Annotated in this window: 15 protein-coding genes; 7 read left to right on the plus strand and 8 right to left on the minus strand. The window is 47.5% G+C overall.

The window, feature by feature from the left end; all coding sequences use genetic code 11:
* Positions 1–290 precede the first annotated feature (290 nt).
* Both A372_RS0122830 and gyrA read right to left on the minus strand, forming a co-directional pair.
* The gene (locus A372_RS0122830) at positions 291–1427 is read right to left on the minus strand and encodes an HD-GYP domain-containing protein (RefSeq protein WP_019423230.1); all 1137 of its coding nucleotides are present in this window, start codon (positions 1425–1427) and stop codon (positions 291–293) included.
* A 90-nt stretch (positions 1428–1517) separates the two neighbouring features.
* Positions 1518–4046 (minus strand): DNA gyrase subunit A, encoded by a 2529-nt coding sequence (gene gyrA, locus A372_RS0122835; protein ID WP_019423231.1) that lies wholly within the window; start codon positions 4044–4046, stop codon positions 1518–1520.
* 493 nt (positions 4047–4539) lie between these two features.
* Between gyrA and A372_RS0122840 the strand changes: the two genes are divergently transcribed.
* Positions 4540–5289, plus strand: coding sequence for a YheC/YheD family protein (locus tag A372_RS0122840; protein ID WP_019423232.1), 750 nt, complete (start codon positions 4540–4542; stop codon positions 5287–5289).
* A 119-nt stretch (positions 5290–5408) separates the two neighbouring features.
* Here A372_RS0122840 and gyrB read toward each other — a convergent pair whose 3' ends face one another.
* The 6 genes from gyrB to dnaA all read right to left on the minus strand — a co-directional run bounded on the left by gyrB (position 5409) and on the right by dnaA (position 11728).
* Positions 5409–7319: a DNA topoisomerase (ATP-hydrolyzing) subunit B gene (gene gyrB / locus A372_RS0122845; RefSeq protein ID WP_019423233.1), complete on the minus strand. Its 1911-nt coding sequence runs from the start codon at positions 7317–7319 to the stop codon at positions 5409–5411.
* A 33-nt stretch (positions 7320–7352) separates the two neighbouring features.
* Positions 7353–7610: an extracellular matrix regulator RemB gene (remB, locus tag A372_RS0122850; protein ID WP_019423234.1), complete on the minus strand. Its 258-nt coding sequence runs from the start codon at positions 7608–7610 to the stop codon at positions 7353–7355.
* Between the two features lie 12 nt (positions 7611–7622).
* Entirely contained in the window at positions 7623–8735 is a 1113-nt protein-coding gene (gene recF / locus A372_RS0122855) for a DNA replication/repair protein RecF (protein WP_019423235.1), read from the minus strand.
* 3 nt (positions 8736–8738) lie between these two features.
* Positions 8739–8963, minus strand: coding sequence for a S4 domain-containing protein YaaA (gene yaaA / locus A372_RS0122860; protein WP_019423236.1), 225 nt, complete (start codon positions 8961–8963; stop codon positions 8739–8741).
* A gap of 84 nt (positions 8964–9047) precedes the next feature.
* Positions 9048–10190 carry a DNA polymerase III subunit beta gene (dnaN, locus tag A372_RS0122865; RefSeq protein WP_019423237.1) on the minus strand — a complete coding sequence of 381 codons (1143 nt, stop codon included), beginning with the start codon at positions 10188–10190 and terminating at the stop codon, positions 9048–9050.
* 182 nt (positions 10191–10372) lie between these two features.
* On the minus strand, positions 10373–11728 hold the full coding sequence (dnaA, locus tag A372_RS0122870) for a chromosomal replication initiator protein DnaA (protein ID WP_019423238.1): 1356 nt from the start codon (positions 11726–11728) through the stop codon (positions 10373–10375).
* 898 nt (positions 11729–12626) lie between these two features.
* On the opposite strand from dnaA, the gene rpmH reads away from it, so the two are divergent.
* From rpmH to mnmG, 6 genes are all read left to right on the plus strand, one after another.
* On the plus strand, positions 12627–12761 hold the full coding sequence (gene rpmH / locus A372_RS0122875) for a 50S ribosomal protein L34 (protein WP_019423239.1): 135 nt from the start codon (positions 12627–12629) through the stop codon (positions 12759–12761).
* 214 nt (positions 12762–12975) lie between these two features.
* A complete protein-coding gene (gene rnpA / locus A372_RS0122880; RefSeq protein WP_026011241.1) occupies positions 12976–13314 on the plus strand; it encodes a ribonuclease P protein component in 339 nt (112 codons plus the stop codon).
* Positions 13315–13404: 90 nt separating this feature from the next.
* Positions 13405–14193, plus strand: coding sequence for a YidC/Oxa1 family membrane protein insertase (locus A372_RS0122885; RefSeq protein WP_019423241.1), 789 nt, complete (start codon positions 13405–13407; stop codon positions 14191–14193).
* Positions 14190–14969 (plus strand): RNA-binding cell elongation regulator Jag/EloR, encoded by a 780-nt coding sequence (jag, locus tag A372_RS0122890; RefSeq protein ID WP_019423242.1) that lies wholly within the window; start codon positions 14190–14192, stop codon positions 14967–14969. The genes A372_RS0122885 and jag overlap by 4 nt, the downstream gene beginning before the upstream one ends.
* A gap of 257 nt (positions 14970–15226) precedes the next feature.
* Positions 15227–16603, plus strand: a complete 1377-nt coding sequence (gene mnmE / locus A372_RS0122895) for a tRNA uridine-5-carboxymethylaminomethyl(34) synthesis GTPase MnmE (protein ID WP_019423243.1) — start codon at positions 15227–15229, stop codon at positions 16601–16603.
* 101 nt (positions 16604–16704) lie between these two features.
* A complete protein-coding gene (gene mnmG, locus A372_RS0122900) occupies positions 16705–18612 on the plus strand; it encodes a tRNA uridine-5-carboxymethylaminomethyl(34) synthesis enzyme MnmG (RefSeq protein ID WP_019423244.1) in 1908 nt (635 codons plus the stop codon).
* Positions 18613–18616: the final 4 nt, after the last annotated feature.

Raw genomic sequence — 18616 nt, forward strand, 5'->3', positions numbered from 1 at the left:
CATCGGCGACTTTTATAATATACCATAGCCTACAAACGAACGCAAGTACTTTTTTAAAGTTTCTTTAAAGATTATGTAAAAGCCTATCCCCTTGCTGATAGAGTAGCTCTATCACCTTATTCAAGCAGTCGGAAATAGACTCTTATCGAGCGTGTTCAAAAAGGTCACCTTGCAATACCGAGGAGTAAAAGTTTTCGCAAGAAAACTACATCGGAAGCATCCCTCGAAAAAGGATGCTCGCAGTGTAGGTGAGACCACATGAGCACCTGAGCTATTTTCAAGGAAACATACTATTGTCCAATTACTTCATCAATCCAAATATGACGCTCCTGCACAAGCTGGACAATCTGACCGTCAACAGAAACCCATGGGCGTGTAGGATGTCCATGCTCTGTAAATACAATCCGTCCCACGCGTCCATCGCTTAATTTCACGAACGACCCTTGATGCAGCTGTGTCACCTTATGATTAAAGATCTGCACCATTTCGGGATTTAACTTTCCGAACGACTCTTCTTTTAACTGCTCTAAGACAACATAAGGAGATGACGCCTTCTGGTAAACGCGATTCTGCGTCATCGCGTGGAACATGTCGGCAATGGCGACGATTTTGGCATAAGGATGGATTTGTTCTCCCTTTATACCTAATGGGTACCCGCTTCCGTCCATTCGCTCATGATGCTGCAAGGCGGCAAGCTTGACCCCATCATTCAAAGCCGGAACATTGCGCAGCAGCTCATAGCCATAATGGGTATGGCGTCTTATCTCGACTCTCTCTCTGTCGGTGAGCGAATCTCTTTTATTCCATATATCTTCGTCTACCTTGGCCTTGCCAATATCGTGCAGCAAACCAGCCAATGCAATCTGCATACCTTCTTGGGCTGGGAACGAACTCCACTGACCCAGCAAATATGAGGTCAGCGCCACAGCGACCGATTTGTGATACAGATACTCCCTCACATCTCCATGCAACCGGGCTTTGATTTGCGGATGAAAGGTTAGAGGAGAGTAATGCTTGCTACGGGCTAGCAGCCATTCCATCTGCTGACGCAGCTCAAGAATGGGGATTTTGGATGTACCTAAAGTATGGTAAACGTTTTTTAACAAGTTCACCATTTGCATCCATGCTTCGACGAAGCCGATATTTTCTGCGCTGTTAACATAGTCCTTCCTTTTTGGTGTTTCCACCGTAGGCTCGCTTATTCGCGCCGCAGGAAAATCAACCTCAGCTGTGGCAGAGAACTCGGCTTGAGCCGTATGAGAAGTGCTAACAATGACAACCGACTTAATTAAGAATGCATCGAGCACGTCCAAATCCCGGACACTCAACATCCTGCCCTTTTGCATTAAAATGCCGCCGAGCATCGTATGTACGTCATCTTCCAAGCTATCGCCTGGCTTTAATTGAGAAACAGGGGTTAATACCATATGGACATTGCACACTCCTGCGATTTTGTTTGAGGTGAATTGCTTAATAAGAAGGGGCGCATCCTATTGATGTACGCCCCTAACATAGTTTTACTGTTCGCTTGCCCCATCTTCATCTGAATCAGCAAGCTGGTCGACTTGAGTGTTATGTTCCTCGAGCAACTCGCCGTTCTCATCAAGAGAAGCATCGTCTTCTTCATTTTTATCGCAGCGGCTTACCGTAGACACGGAATCATCGTCACGAATATTAATTAATTTAACGCCTTGTGTATACCGGCCCATCTGGGAAATTCCAGACATGCTCGTACGGATAATCGTTCCGGATGCGGTAATAATCATCAAGTCTTCTTCATCTTGAACGACCTTCAAGCCGACGACCGGACCGTTCTTATCTGTGACGTTAATCGTCTTAATCCCTTTACCGCCACGGCTTTGAATACGATAATCGGCCATTGGCGTCCGTTTGCCGTACCCTTTGGAAGTGACGATCAAGACTTCGTTATCGATTGTAACGACATCCATACCGATGACGGCATCTTTCTCTACTAGCGTAATACCTTTGACGCCGGTCGCCGAACGACCCATCGAACGGACATCACTCTCAGGGAAGCGAATGGACATTCCATTCATCGTTCCCATAATGATCTCCTGTTCGCCATCGGTAAGACGGACACCGATAAGATCGTCATCCTCGCGCAGGTTAATGGCGATTAGGCCGCCCTTGCGAATATTAGCATAGTCATTCAACGGCGTCTTCTTCACGATCCCTTGGCGGGTTGCAAAGAACAAGTAGTTATCATCGTCGAATGTCTCTACCGGAATGACGGCGTTGATCGATTCTCCCTGTTCGATTTGAATCAGGTTGATAATCGGCGTACCTCGAGCGGTCCGGCTCAAGTCAGGAATTTCATATGCTTTGATGCGGTACACTTTCCCTTTGTCCGTAAAGAACATCAGGTAGTGGTGAGAGTTGGATACGAATAAATGCTCGACGAAGTCGTTATCTTTCGTGTCCATTCCCACAACCCCGCGTCCGCCCCGCTTCTGGCTGCGATACGTCGTTGCTGGAAGACGCTTGATATATCCGCTATGGGTAATAGTGATGATGACATCCTCTCTCGGAATGAGGTCTTCATCCAGGATGCTATCTTCGCCAATCGTAATTTCCGTGCGGCGATCGTCACCATACTTCTGCTTCACTTCTTCCAACTCGTCATTAATGATGGTCAGGACGAGCTGCTCGTTCGCCAAAATTTCGCGATACTCTGCAATTTTGAGAAGAAGCTCTTGATATTCGGCTTCGATCTTCTCGCGTTCCAATCCAGTCAGGCGGCGCAGACGCATGTCCAAAATCGCCTGAGCCTGATCGAAGCTGAGTCCGAAGCGCGATATTAAGCCTTCGCGCGCTTGTTCGTCATTTTGAGAGCCGCGAATGAGCGCGATAATCTCATCGATATGGTCAAGCGCGATACGCAAGCCTTCAAGAATATGGGCACGCGCCTCTGCTTTCTTCAGTTCGTACTCGGTACGGCGCCGGATGACTACAATCTGGTGCTCCAAGTAATAATAGAGCATGTCATGCAGATTCAACACGCGCGGCTCTTGGTTGACGAGCGCCAGCATGTTGCAGCCGAAATTAGACTGCATGGCAGTATGCTTATACAGATTGTTCAACACAACGCTTGGATTCACATCGCGGCGCAGTTCAATAACAATGCGCATCCCATTGCGGTCCGATTCGTCCCGCAAATCCGTAATGCCGTCGATACGCTTCTCGCGCACCAACTCTGCAATTTTTTCGACAAGACGCGCCTTATTGACCTGATAAGGCAGCTCGTGCACGACAATGCGCGCCTTGTTATTGTTCTCTTCGATAGTCGCTCTGGCGCGCATCGTGATTGAACCGCGTCCAGTCGTGTAAGCTTGTCGAATGCCTTCACGTCCGATAATTAATCCTGACGTTGGGAAATCCGGCCCCTTAATATATTCCATCAGATCCAGCGGCGTCAATTCCGGATTGCGGATAAGCGCCTGCAATCCGTTAATGACTTCCGTCAAATTATGCGGAGGAATATTGGTCGCCATCCCGACCGCAATTCCCGATACCCCATTGACAAGCAGGTTCGGGAATCGTGCAGGCAGAACGACCGGTTCCTGCTCTTCCCCATCATAGTTCGGGGCATAGTCAATCGTATCTTTGTTAATATCGCGCAGCAGCTCCATCGCTATCTTGGAGAGGCGCGCTTCCGTATATCTCATGGCCGCGGCGAAGTCGCCGTCGATAGAACCGAAGTTACCGTGTCCATCTATCAACATGTAGCGGAGCGAGAAGTCCTGCGCCATGCGCACCATCGTCTCGTATACCGCCGAATCACCATGCGGATGGTACTTACCAATGACTTCGCCGACGATTCTGGCCGATTTCTTATGGGGCTTGTCCGGCGACATGCCGAGTTCTGACATCGCATACAAAATACGACGATGTACCGGCTTCAAGCCATCCCGCACATCCGGCAACGCACGGCTTACGATGATGCTCATCGCGTAATCCAAGAAAGATTCCCGCATCTCGGTTCCGATGTCACGATCCCTGATTTGCGATTGTTTTTCTTCCGCCATGTTGGACCTCCTCATATTTCGTCTTTAACAGCGTCCACATTGTATGGCAAAAAGCAAAAATTTGCTCAGCAAGCGAAAACGGCTCCCAAGCCCCAATATCGGGGACGAACCGTTTCCACGGATGAATATCATTTTTTCCAAAAAAACGGCATGCCTCTTCGATTGGAGGATAACCGTTTTAAGTCGATGAATAGCCACACGATTCATGTGAAGCCAATTGAAATCTTCCTGCATTCATCAAGTCATACGGATAAAATCATATTCATCAATTCCATAACTACGCTATTTTCATTATATTACTTTCACAAAAGAGATACAATTAAACGTTCCATGAAACCGCCCAAAACCCGAACATTTTCTACAAAAAATAGGTTTTTGTTCTATTCCTCTTCAACCATAACGCCATACATTGGTATAAATCGTCTAATTGAGGGAGCAAATTGTTCCAGCAAGAAGACGTAAGCGACTATACTCCGTAAAGGGTGATGCATTTTTGTCCATTCGTCGCGTGTTCAGCAAATGGAAAAAGACCCGCAATCTGCAAAGCTCATCGTTAAAGCGATACATTCCGGAGACAGTGATCTTCAATTACGACCGCTTGGGAGAAATGTTAACCCGCCATAAGATGGTGTACGTAAAGCCGGACAAGGGAACCCATGGGAATGGCGTCATGCGCGTAAAACAGCACTCTGGCACATCCTTTGAGCTGAGGGAAGGCGTCTCAACCCAGACTCTCAATTCCTTAGATAGCTTGCATGCAGCAATCAAAACACGAATCGGTAAACGAATGTATTTGGTACAGAAAGGCATTCATATGATGACCCACCGGGGCCGAAAATTTGATTTGCGCGTCTTGGTGCAAAAAAACCTGGACAACAAATGGGAATCGATGTCCATCTTGGGCCGGAAAGCGGCAGCTCATAAAATTGTGACCAATGTGAGCAATGGCGGTAAAATGGAGACTCTGTCCAAGCTGCTCCATTCCCGCCTGAATGATGCCTCCATCCGCAGATTAGGTCGTGAGCTCGAACAATTAGGTGTATCTACCGGCAGGGAATTAAGCCGAACCTATAAGGGACTTAAAGAGCTGGGAATAGATATCGCGCTCGACAAAAGCATGCATCCATGGATACTTGAAGTGAACACCAACCCTGCTATCTATGTGTACCGCACCTTTGATCCGCGTGCTTATCGGCGAATTTGCCGCAATGCCAAAGCGTATGGACGCTTTGGCCAGAAGTAACCTTCAAGCCGCAATCCCTCAAGGTAGCCCCGGAGAGATATTCATACACCAATGCCCCAGTCCTTAGAACTGGGGCATTGAAATACTCCGAACAATTAGGCAAGGCACGTTGGCTCGCGTTAAATATCTAAGTTCTTAACAAACTTTGCGTGACGCTGAATGAAATCGCGGCGCGGTTCGACATTGTCCCCCATGAGCGTATCGAATACTTCATCCGCCATTTTGGCGTCATCGAATGTGACTTGAAGCATTTTACGGCTTTCCGGATCCATCGTCGTCTCCCACAATTGCTCCGCGTTCATTTCCCCGAGACCTTTGTACCGCTGCACGTTGACTTTCACGCCTTCGCCAAATTCCGCGATAATCTCATCCTTCTGCTTATCGCTATCGGCATAACGTACAACCTTGTTGCGCTCAATCTTATAGAGCGGCGGCTGCGCAATATACACGAAACCAGCTTCGATGAGTTTGCGCATGTAACGATAGAAGAATGTCAACATCAGCGTTCGAATATGAGCGCCGTCCACATCAGCATCCGTCATAATAATGATTTTGTGATAGCGTGCCTTCGACAAGTCGAAGTCTTCCCCAATGCTCGTACCTAAAGCGGTAATAATCGCTCGAATTTCTGCATTGGATAGTATTCTATCCAGCCGGGACTTTTCGACGTTCAAAATTTTACCCTTCAGCGGCAAAATCGCTTGGAAATGACGATCTCGCCCTTGCTTCGCCGAGCCCCCCGCGGAGTCACCTTCGACGATAAAGAGCTCACATTGTGCAGCATCCTTGGAGGAGCAGTCCGCCAGTTTCCCTGGCAAAGAGCTAACCTCGAGCGCACTCTTCCGGCGCGTCAATTCGCGGGCACGACGTGCCGCTTCGCGAGCACGGGAGGCTTGCAAGCCTTTTTCCACTACTTTGCGTGAAACCGCTGGATTCTCATTCAAGAACTCCATAAATTTCTCAGAGAAGACGGACTCTACGATGCCGCGTACTTCACTATTGCCGAGCTTTGTTTTCGTCTGTCCTTCAAATTGCGGTTCTGGAATTTTGACCGAAATGATGGCGGTCAATCCTTCCCGCACGTCATCGCCGCTCAAGTTGGAGGTGCTATCCTTCACCAAGTTCGTCTTGCGAGCATAATCGTTAATGATGCGAGTAAGCGCGCTTTTGAATCCTGATTCGTGCGTACCACCTTCATGCGTATGGATGTTGTTGGCAAATGAATAAATGTTCTCGGTATAGCTATCGTTATACTGAAGTGCGATTTCGCACGTAATGTTATCTTTTGCACCCTCTACGTAAATCGGAGGCTCGTGCATTTTTTCACGGTTACGGTTCAAATAATCGACGAATTCCATGATTCCGCCTTCGTATTTAAACGTTTGCGATTGTCCAGTCCGTTCGTCACTAAGGACCATTTCGATGCCTTTATTCAAGAAGGCAAGCTCGCGTATCCGGGAAAGAAGAATATCGTATTCGTATTCGGTCGTTTCCGTAAACACTTCCCGATCCGGTTTGAATTTAACGGTCGTTCCCGTATCCGTCGTCTCACCGATAATTTCCAAGTCTGCCTGCGGCGCACCGCGGCGATATTCCTGTTGGTGGATATAGCCGTCCCGCTTTACGGTAACCAACAGCACTTCTGACAATGCGTTGACGACCGATACCCCGACGCCATGCAAGCCGCCGGATACTTTGTAGCCGTCTCCGCCAAATTTTCCTCCTGCGTGCAAGACAGTCATAACGACCTCTACCGCAGGACGCTTCAATTTCTCTTGTACCCCTACTGGAATCCCGCGTCCGTTGTCAATGACCGTGATGCTGTTATCTTCATGGATGATCACTTGAATCTTCGTACAGTAACCGGCCAACGCCTCATCAATACTATTGTCGACCACTTCCCATACCAAATGATGAAGCCCTTTGGCACTGGTTGAACCGATATACATCCCTGGCCGTTTGCGTACGGCTTCCAAGCCTTCCAATACCTGAATCTGGCTCTCATCATAAGTATTCTGATTCAAAGACATGCCCTTCACCTACTTCATAAATTTCAGTTCCGCCTATGCTTCTTCCACTCGCACTAAATGATGCGCACGTTTCTTCAATGTCGTCGATGATATCGGAGAGTAAAATACTTTTCCCTTCGTCACGACGATGGATTTCGCAGCTTCCTCGCCTATCGTCTCCACATTTCTCACCTTGTGCGCGTTCGCCACGAACTGTTTGGATAGCTTGGATGATTTTTCTATCGACACATCAAAAATAGCGACCAGTTCTGAGGATCGAATAACCCTCTCTCCGCCCAAATGAATATACATCCCGCTCACCCCTTAACGCTTAACTTGCCCGTTTTCCACGTGGAACATATTTGCATCTTGCAGCTTGCTTGTGTTAATGCCTTCAATGCCCGTTGTCGTGATGAACGTCTGTACTTTACTCTGAAAGGTTTCAATCAGCTGCGTTTGCCGAAACGAATCCAGCTCGGACAATACATCATCGAGCAACAGTACGGGATATTCCCCTATTTCTTCATGCATGAGCTCAATTTCAGCAAGCTTCAACGACAATGCCGTCGTCCGCTGCTGCCCCTGAGATCCGTACGTTTGCACTTCTTTGCCGTTAATAAAAAAGGCTAGATCGTCCCGGTGCGGCCCGACAAGTGTCATGCCGCGCCGCACCTCCTGGTCTTTCATTTGTGTTAACTTTATCATAAATTGCTCAAATAAGACAGCGTCATCTTCGTCAGACACTGTAAACGATGGCGCATATTCTACCGTGAGCGCTTCACGTTCGTTCGTAATTCCCGCATGAATCTGTTCTGCCCACGTTTGCAGCTTCTTTAAATATTGTTTCCTCTTCTTGACAACTTTAACACCGTTATCCGCCAACTGCTCGTTGAAGATTTCCAGCATGGTGTTTGCCTGTGAGCTCGGACTGCTCCACATCTGCTTCAACAGATTGTTGCGCTGCACAAGCACCTTCTGATACTGCTGCAAATGATACAGATAGCTTGGCTGCACCTGAGCGATTTCCATGTCCAAAAACCGGCGGCGTATGCCGGGAGCGCCCTTAACAATTTCTAAATCTTCTGGAGCGAACATGACGACATTCAATGCACCAATAAACCCGCTTAATTTTTTCTGTTCAAGCCCGTTCAGCTTCGCCTTTTTGCCTTGACGGGAAATATTAAGCTCCAGCTGCACGGCACCATATTTCCGATCTACTACAGCTTTAAGCTGAGCTTGCTCCGCTTCCCAGCCAATAAGCTCCTTGTCCTTCGATGTCCGATGGGACTTGGTCAAGGCGAGTACAAAGATTGATTCCAGCAAGTTCGTCTTGCCTTGGGCATTGTTCCCGATAAAAATATTGACCCGGTTGCTCGTGTCCATTTCGAGAGCCTCATAATTGCGATACTGCTTCAATGCAACGCTTTTGACGAACACCCGCTACTCCCCCTGAGCGGGCACGATGCGGAACGTTCCGCATCCTTCCACGCTGACGACATCTCCAGCATACAGCTTGCGTCCTCGCCGCGCTTCGTCTTCGCTATTCACTTTGACCATAGCTTCCGCCAACATCACCTTGGCATGGCCTCCCGTCGACGCACAGTTCGCTAGCTTCAGAAATTGACCAAGCGTAATATATTCCGTTGAAACCTTAATGTCGTTCATGTCGCTTCCTCCTTGTTGCCGTACCGCCTTGCGTATACTCTGACTGTACCGTAAGGCGCATCACATGTAAACTGCCGTGCACGATCAGTTCGTCGTACGATATGGCAAAATCAGGTGCAAGCTGTTCACATGCTCGGTTGGTTTAATAATAATCGGACTCATGGCTCCCGTAAATCCGATGAAAATATGTTCACATTCAACAACTTTTAACACATCCAGCATATATTTAGAGTTAAACGCAATACGCAGCGGTTCCCCGTTGAACTCTTTCACTTCAAGCTGCTCCTGAACGCGGCCTAGCTCGGACGAGCTGGATGAAATTTCAATCGTTCCGTCCTCTTTCGTCTGCAGGCGCACAATATTTGTCTTTTCTTCACGAGAAAGCAAATAAGCACGGTCGATCGCATCTGTCAATTTTTTCGTGTCCAAGACGAGTTCTGTTTTGTATTGCTGCGGAATAATCTTAGAAGTATCGGGATACGTCCCGTCCAAAATACGTGAATAAAATAAGACACGATCAATTTTGAATAGTACTTGATTGTCGGCGACAACAATATCGACCATCTTATTTTGATCAGGGATGATTTTGCTCAGCTCGTTGAGCGTTTTGCCGGAAATGACGACATTGTTAAATCTCAGCTCCGGATCCACCTGAATATCTGCCACGCGGCTGGCCAGACGGTGACGGTCCGTTGCTACGAACTTCAAATTCCCTTCGTTCAAATACCACAGCACCCCGGTTAATATCGGAGTGGTTTCGTTAGATGAAATTGCAAATACGGTCTGCTTAATCATTGTCTTCAACAAATCACCATTTACGGTAATGACTTGATTCTCTTCAATGCTTGGCAAAACCGGAAATTCTTCTGGATCAAGACCGACCATTTGAATATCTGTCGTTCCCGAACGCAGAAAAGTTTGGAAATGGTCTTTTACTTCGATTTCCACATCCTGGGAAGGTAACTTTTTGATGATCTCAACAAAGAATTTAGCCGGCAAAACAACACTGCCTGGACGTTCGACTTGGACGATCGTTTGACGATCATCTTCCACCGGAATAAAGCTTTGGATGGAAATGTCGGTATCGCTTGCAGTAAGCGTTACGCCTTGAAACGTAACGTCCATTTTAATCCCGCTCAAAATGGGAATTGTAGTCCGGCTGGAAATCGCCTTGGATACGTTTTGTATCGCCTCATTCAGTTCATTTTTCAATATCGACAGTTTCATGTGCTCACTCCTTAACGCTTTAGCGTTGAATCTTGTCATGCTGCTCTTATGATGATCTATATAATCTTTTAAAATATAGTAGTAATAGTAGGGGCCCTGAATATGTGGATAAGTGTCTCAAAAGGGCATAAAGTAAAGCCTATCCACATGTGTATAGTTTGTGCATAGGCTTTTTATATTGTTCACAAGGTCGGGTTTTTAATTTTATCGATTAGATTTTGAATCACTTTATATAACTCCTGATCTTGCTGAATATTTTGGGTAATCTTATCATGAGCGTGGATGACTGTTGTATGGTCACGCCCTCCGAACGCTTCTCCTATCTTAGGCAGCGAATAATCGGTCAGCTCGCGAGATAAGTACATAGCAATTTGACGTGGGAACGCAACGGCCTTCGTCCGCTTGCGCGCTTTGAAATCCTCCAGCTTCATGCCGTAGAACTCGCCCACCTTGTGCTGTATATCTTGTATCGTAATCATTTTCGGCCGGCTCGATGGAATGATGTCCTTCAAAGCTTCGGCTGCCAGATGAGTCGTTATATCTTGATTCGTCATCGTCGAAAAGGCAACAACCCGCGTTAACGCCCCTTCCAACTCACGGATATTCGTATTGATTTGATTGGCGATATAGCCCATCGCTTCGTTCGGGATGTCCAAATTCTCTGCTTTCGCCTTCTTGCGTAAGATGGCGATCCTTGTTTCCAAATCGGGCGGCTGGATATCAGTAATGAGTCCCCATTCAAAGCGGGAGCGCAGCCGTTCCTCAAGCGTCTCGATTTCCTTCGGCGGACGATCGCTTGAAATGACGATTTGTTTATTTTCGTTGTGCAGCGCATTGAACGTATGGAAGAACTCTTCTTGCGTCTGTTCCTTCCCCGCCAAAAACTGAATGTCGTCAATAAGCAAAATGTCGATGTTGCGGTACTTGTTACGGAAGCTCTCCCCGCGATTATCGCGGATTGCGTTAATGAATTCGTTCATGAACTTCTCTGAAGTCGTATAAACGACGCGGCACGCCGGGTTATGCTCTAAAATATAATGTCCGATCGCATGCATCAAGTGAGTCTTGCCCAGCCCGACGCCTCCGTATAAAAATAAAGGGTTGTACGCTTTGGCTGGTGCTTCCGCAACGGCTAGCGAGGCGGCATGCGCAAAGCGGTTGTTCGATCCGATAACGAACGTGTCGAACGTATATTTCGGATTAAGCATGTTCGGAGCCTGTTCATCATGGACCGCTTTGCTAATTAGCGGAGTCTGTGGCTGCACGATTTCCGGCTCTGCTTGGGCCGCTTCTTCGATTATGAACTTGACGTCCACTTGTTTGCCCGTCATTTCCATGATCGTCGAGCTAACCAGCTTCGTATAGCGGCTTTCCAGCCATTCGACCGCAAAAGTGGTCGGCGCGGTGATGAGTAGTTGCGTGTCCGTAAACTTGACCGCTTTTGTGGCCTTAAACCAAGTATCGAAGCTTGGCTTGCTTAGCTTGGTCTGGATGACGGACAATATTTCCTGCCAATGTTCATTCGCTTGGCGCTCCACAGATTGCTTCACTCCTTCAAACCTGCTGCGTCGTCACATGACGCGCTTACCGGCGTTAAACGCCTTACGTACGGCTCAGCCCTTGTAAAATGGACGTGTGTTTCTAAGCGATGAATAAAATTCGATGAGTATTCATCAAAAAAGGACAATTGCCCCGACAAGACGCAAAGAAGGCTCTCCAAGGCGCAGAAAGCCCTCTTTATAAGGGCGTTTTGTCGGGGTCTATGCTGACATGACATGACAATATTCCGCTTCATCGCTTACGTGAAACGGACATAAAAAATGTCGAAGTATACCGTTTCGTGCTATTATTTATCCACAATACGCAGAGTGTGTCGGACAATTTATAACAACAAAAACTGAATTGTTCACAACTTTATCCACAGGTTGTTGATAATTATATATCCACAATCACTATTCACAACCGAAAAGCAATATAATCATAGCAGATGAGCCCTTATTTTTCAACGACAGCCCGTTTTTTATCCACAAATTCAATAACTTGTGTATAAAAATTATATACACCACTACATATTGTTCATAACATGTTGTCTTTCGACAGCTGTGGACAAGATCGTTCGAATTGTTATACACAAGATAGAATGGTAAATTGTCGATTTTCAAAATGTTTTGCACATGTGTGTAACTAAAAACGGAGAAATGAATAGACTCGGACTGTGGATAGGAAGACGATGCGTATGAATCCGATGGAACATAAAAGAGTGATACAAAAATGAGCAAGTGGAAAGACACCACCAGATGATGGATAAATATTGACTTTTCATCGGGATTCTGATTAACTATATAAAGGAATTTTGCGCAATCAGACCGAAAAGAGATATAATGAAACAATGGATTGGTTCACCATGACATATATCATTTGAGGAGGTGCAGTACGTTGAAACCGACATTTAAACCAAACGTGAGCAAACGCAAGAAAGTTCACGGTTTCCGTAAAAGAATGAGCACGAAAAACGGCCGCAAGGTGTTAGCTGCTCGTCGCCAAAAAGGCAGAAAAGAATTGAGCGCATAATAGGCGTGAATGCAAGACCACTGCGGTGGTCTTTTTTTCTTATTTTACTAAAGAGGTTGTTCAAGAGGCTCCTTTTGAACTCTTACTTTAAGGAAATAAGGGTAACGTTTATTCCTTTTGACAGAAGCGCATACTTTGTTAATGTATTTTGTCGGCATCATTGCGGTGGTACATACAGGTGATTGCTTGTCAGAGGAAAGATAGGAGAATGGACGTGCAGAAAAAGTATCGGCTTAGGGACCGCGCAGATTTTACCCGGGTATACCGCTACGGTCGCTCATTCGCGAATCACCAGCTGGTTCTTTATGTTTTTAACCGCCCTCAAGTGGACAGATTTCGCGTTGGGGTGTCGGCGAGCAAAAAGATTGGCAATGCCGTCATGCGCAACCGCATGCGCCGAATGATTAAAGAAATTGTCAGACTTCAATCCGACCGCGTGGTTGATCATGTCGATTTGATTTTTATCGTGCGCAAAGGGGCGACGACGATGAATTATGAGCAGCTGTCCAAAAGTGTTCATCATGTGCTCCGCAAAGCTTCCGTACTGAAATAAATGGTGCGGCGGTACGTGATCGAACCGTTTCCTTTGACGCTGGAAATATGATATATTTACTTTGGAATCGGATGGTTGAAGAGAGGGGTTATGCTATTGTCGTTATTGTCGCTGAAGAAGTTGTTTTCGAACCGCAAATGGCTCTTAGTGGCGGTATCTGTTCTGTTACTAGTTGTACTGACTGGATGTACGTCATCGACCACTACGCTGAAGACTGAAGACTTGCTGCAGGGAAACTTCTGGGAGCGTAATGTGGTCTATTATTTTTCGTTGGCGTTGGATACGTTTGCAGGGTGGTTTCAAGGAGAATACGGGTTTGCTATCCTGCTCCTGACCGTTATCGTGCGTGCTTGTATTTTACCGCTTACGATTAAACAAATGCGCAGCTCGAAGGAAATGCAGAAGCTGCAGCCTCAGCTCGCTGAAATAAAGAAGAAGCATAAAGACAATCCGCAAAAGCAGCAGGAAGAGACGATGAAGCTGTTCCAGCAGCACAATGTCAATCCGCTTGCCGGTTGTTTGCCGGTATTTATTCAAATGCCGGTGTTTATCGCATTGTATAACTCTATCTATATGAACTCGGCAATTCGCGAGCATACATTTTTATGGCTGAAGTTGGGACAACCTGACCCATATTATGTGCTCCCGATTATTGCTGCTCTGACGACGTTCGTGCAGTCGAAGATGATGGCTAGCCAAAATCCGATGCAGTCATCGATGCAGTTCATGATGCTGATTTTCCCTGTACTGATTTTTGTCATGTCGCTCAACTTTCCAGCTGCGCTCCCATTGTACTGGGTATTTAGCAACACGTTTACCATTGTACAGAACTATTTCCTTTATCGTTCCAAAGATAAGGAGGTTCAACCGGCGAAATGAAGACGCTGATTGTATCAGGAAAAACGATCGAAGATGCAGTACAAAATGGATTGGAACAATGGAACGTTACGGCAGATCGAGTAGCGGTTCGCGTGTTGGTCAAGCCATCGCGCGGACTGTTCGGTCTTATCGGAGTGCGTCCTGCGAAAGTGGAACTCACGCTCCGTGCGGATGCTTCAGCATCGCCGCACCCTGAACCAAAGTCAGAATCAACATCGTTTGCTAAGCCGGTTCATGTCGCGGCAGTAAAGGTGGAAGAGAGCGCAGCTAGCTTGTCGTCAAGAGAAGAGGGCACATTCAATGTATCTTCGGATTCCTCTATCGACGGGAAAGACCCGATTGAGGAAGCGAAACAGTTCATTACCGATGTGGCGCGCTCGATGGGGCTTGAAGTAGAAGTTACGGTACATAAACGCAAAGATACCGTTACTTTGGATATATGCGGCTCGGATTTGGGGCTTATTATTGGGCGCCGGGGTCAAACCTTGGATTCGTTGCAATATTTAACGAACCTGGTTGCCAACCGTTATTCCAAGCATCATCTCCGTATTATCCTTGATGCAGAGCAATTTCGCGAGCGCCGGAAGAAGACGCTTGAATCGCTTGCCGACCGTCTGGCGAGCAAAGTGATTCGCACACGGCAAGAGGTTGTATTGGAACCAATGACACCGCAGGAACGCAAGATCATTCATGCGAAGCTGCAGGATCACCAGAAGGTGAAGACCTTTAGCAAAGGCGAAGATCCTAACCGCCGCGTCGTCATTACGTTGAAATAAACACGATTGCCATTATGAATCCATATTTATAAATGCGTAAAGACAGACTCAAGATGCAATGGTTGCGCCTGATTCAGGAGTAATCATTGCATTTTTTTAACCAATAAGAAATGGTTAAGTTCTGTAAATCGATAAAGCGAAACCAAACATTCCTTAAGAGAAAGTAAAGGTGAAAAATAATCTGCTGAAAGGCAGATAAACGGGTTATAACTTGATATATAGAACATGGATGGCTCATGTAAGGAGGGTATCATAGCATGATGTATGAAACGATTGCGGCGGTGTCAACTCCGCTTGGCGAAGGTGGCATTTCCATTATACGTGTAAGCGGGGAAGGGGCGCTTACCGAGGTGGAGCGCATTTTTCGCTCGAAGACGAAGCTGACGGAGGCGGACAGCCACACGATTCACTACGGTCACATTGTTGACCCTGATAACGGTGAAAAAGTGGAAGAGGTGCTGGTGACCGTCATGAAAGGGCCGCGTTCGTTCACGGCCGAGGATGTGGTGGAGATTAATGCGCATGGCGGCGTTATCTCGGTGCGCAAGGTGATGGACCTGCTTCTGCAGCAGCAAATTCGCGTTGCGGAGCCAGGAGAATTTACGAAGCGCGCATTCCTGAACGGGCGTATTGACCTGTCCCAAGCTGAAGCAGTCATGGATTTGATTCGCTCCAAGTCGGACCGCGCCTTCTCCGTAGCGATGAAGCAAGCGGAGGGACAGTTGTCCACACGCATCAAACAGCTGCGGTATATTTTAATCGAGACGCTTGCCCACATAGAGGTCAATATCGATTATCCGGAGCATGATGTGGAGGAATTGACGAGCCTCTTCATTCAAGAGCGGTGTGGACAAGTGATATCGGAAATTGAAAAGTTGTTAAAGACGGCCTCAGAAGGGAAAATATTAAGGGAGGGCATCGTGACCGCCATCATCGGGAGACCGAATGTGGGAAAATCATCGCTGCTGAACGCCCTCGCTCAAGATAATAAAGCGATTGTGACGGATATTCCTGGCACGACCCGCGACGTTATCGAGGAATTCGTGACGATAAATGGAATTCCGCTTCGTCTACTCGATACGGCAGGAATTCGCGAAACTTCAGACATTGTCGAACGCCTCGGGGTGGAGCGGTCCAGAAGCGCGCTGCAGGAAGCCGACCTTGTTCTGTTCGTCGTGAACCACAATGAACCTCTTCATCCGGATGAACGGGAGTGGATGCAGCAAATTGTGGGTAGACAAGTGATTGTAATTGTGAATAAAATGGATCTGCCTAAACGGTTAGAGGAAGATGAATTGAAAGCCGTGTTTGGAGAGGGCAGTATCGTAACGATGTCTGTCAAAGAGCAAGAGGGGATGGACTCCCTGGAGAAGTCGATCTCCGCTCTCTTTTTCAGCGGCAGCATCGAGTCAAACGACATGACGTATGTCAGCAACGTTCGACACATCTCCCTGTTGAAAAAGACGCTGCAGTCGCTTCATGATGCGGTTGAGGCCTCTGAACAAGGCATTCCTATCGATATGATTCAAATTGATGTACGCACTGCGTGGGAGCTGCTTGGAGAAATTATTGGCGATGCCGTAGGGGATTCGTTAATTGATCAGATCTTCTCCCAATTCTGTCTAGGCAAATAATTTTAGTGCGAGTTCAAAAAAAGGTTCGTGATCAAGAGTGGACTTTTTGAACAACCTCTAATGGTAACAGAGCAAGTGTGCAGGATAAAGGAGGGAGACGCATGTCATTTGTAGCAGGACAATATGACGCCATCGTTATCGGTGCCGGTCATGCAGGCTGTGAAGCCGCGTTGGCGGCCGCACGCATGGGCTGCAATACGCTGCTGTTAACGATTAATTTAGATATGGTTGCTTTCATGCCGTGCAACCCGTCGATCGGCGGACCAGCCAAAGGGCACGTCGTACGCGAAATTGACGCGCTCGGTGGTGAAATGGGGCGCAACATTGATAAGACATTCATCCAAATGCGGATGCTGAATACCGGTAAAGGACCGGCCGTCCACGCATTGCGCGCGCAGGCGGATAAATTTTTGTACCAGCAAACGATGAAGGAAACGATAGAATCGACACCAAACTTGACACTGCGTCAAGGCATGGTGGAGGAGCTTATCGTAGAAGACGGCAAATGCGTAGGCGTTGAGACAAAGACGGGCGCCCAGTACCTTGCGAAAGCTATTGTGCTGACGACAGGAACTTATTTGCGCGGAAAAATCATTATGGGCGAGTTAATGTATGAGAGCGGCCCGAATAACCAGCAGCCTTCGTTGAAGCTGTCGGAGAGCTTGCGCAAGCATGGCTTTGAGCTAGTGCGCTTCAAGACGGGAACGCCGCCGCGCGTCCATAAGCATTCGATCGATTTTTCCAAAACAGAGATCCAACCTGGAGATGAGAATCCGAAATTTTTCTCCTATGAGACCAAGTCCTCGGACAATGAACAGCTGCCGTGCTGGCTTACGTACACATCGGAAGACACGCACCGGATCATTAACGAGAATTTGCACCGCGCCCCGATGTTCTCTGGGGTTATTGAAGGAACGGGACCGCGTTATTGTCCGTCTATAGAAGACAAAATAGTGCGTTTTGCCGATAAACCGAAGCATCAAGTGTTTCTGGAGCCGGAAGGGAAGAATACGGCTGAATATTACGTGCAAGGATTATCGACAAGTATGCCGGAAGACGTGCAGTTAAAGATTTTGCGTTCGGTTCCCGGCCTGGAAAACGTAGAAATGATGCGGACTGGGTATGCGATTGAATATGACGCGGTCGTTCCGACACAGCTCTGGCCTACGCTGGAGTCGAAGAAGGTCGAGGGCTTGTTCACAGCAGGACAGATTAACGGAACATCCGGTTATGAGGAAGCGGCTGCGCAGGGAGTAATGGCGGGTATTAACGCCGCTCGTAAAGTACAGGAGCAGCCTCCTGTCATTTTGGACCGCTCGCAAGCTTATATTGGCGTTCTGATTGATGATTTGGTCACGAAGGGAACGAACGAGCCATATCGTCTGCTCACTTCACGTGCTGAGTATCGTCTGCTGTTGCGTCATGATAATGCTGATCTGCGGCTCACGCCAATTGGTTATGATATCGGACTTATTACCGAGGAGCGCTATACATCGTTCAAGTGCAAGGTGGAATTGGTGGAGCAGGAGCTGGATCGTCTGAAGACGACGAAGGTGAAGCCGGATGAAGCGGTGCAGGCGATGCTCGCCGAAGTAGGATCGGCCCCGCTGGTAAACGGCTGTGATGTAATGACGCTGTTGCGTCGTCCTGAAGTGACCTACGCTCATGTGGAGCAGCTCTATCCGTCCACGCTGGAATTGGATGAAGAGATGAAGGAACAGGTCGAGATCCAGATCAAATATTCTGGATATATTGAGAAGCAGCTTCTGCAAGTGGAACGGCTGCGCAAGATGGAGAAGAAGCTGATTCCACATGATATCGATTATCATGACGTGCACGGAATCGCTTCGGAAGCGAAGCAGAAGCTGGCGAAGATCCGACCGCTCTCTATCGGCCAGGCTACCCGCATATCTGGGGTATCGCCTGCGGATATTTCCATCCTGCTCGTTTATTTGGAGCATTATAACCGTGTAACGGCAATTAAGCAGTCTCAGAGCGACGAGGAATAATCGC

It is taken from the genome of Paenibacillus sp. OSY-SE (assembly GCF_000283315.1).
In the GTDB taxonomy this organism is placed as follows: Bacteria; Bacillota; Bacilli; order Paenibacillales; family Paenibacillaceae; genus Paenibacillus_B; species Paenibacillus_B profundus.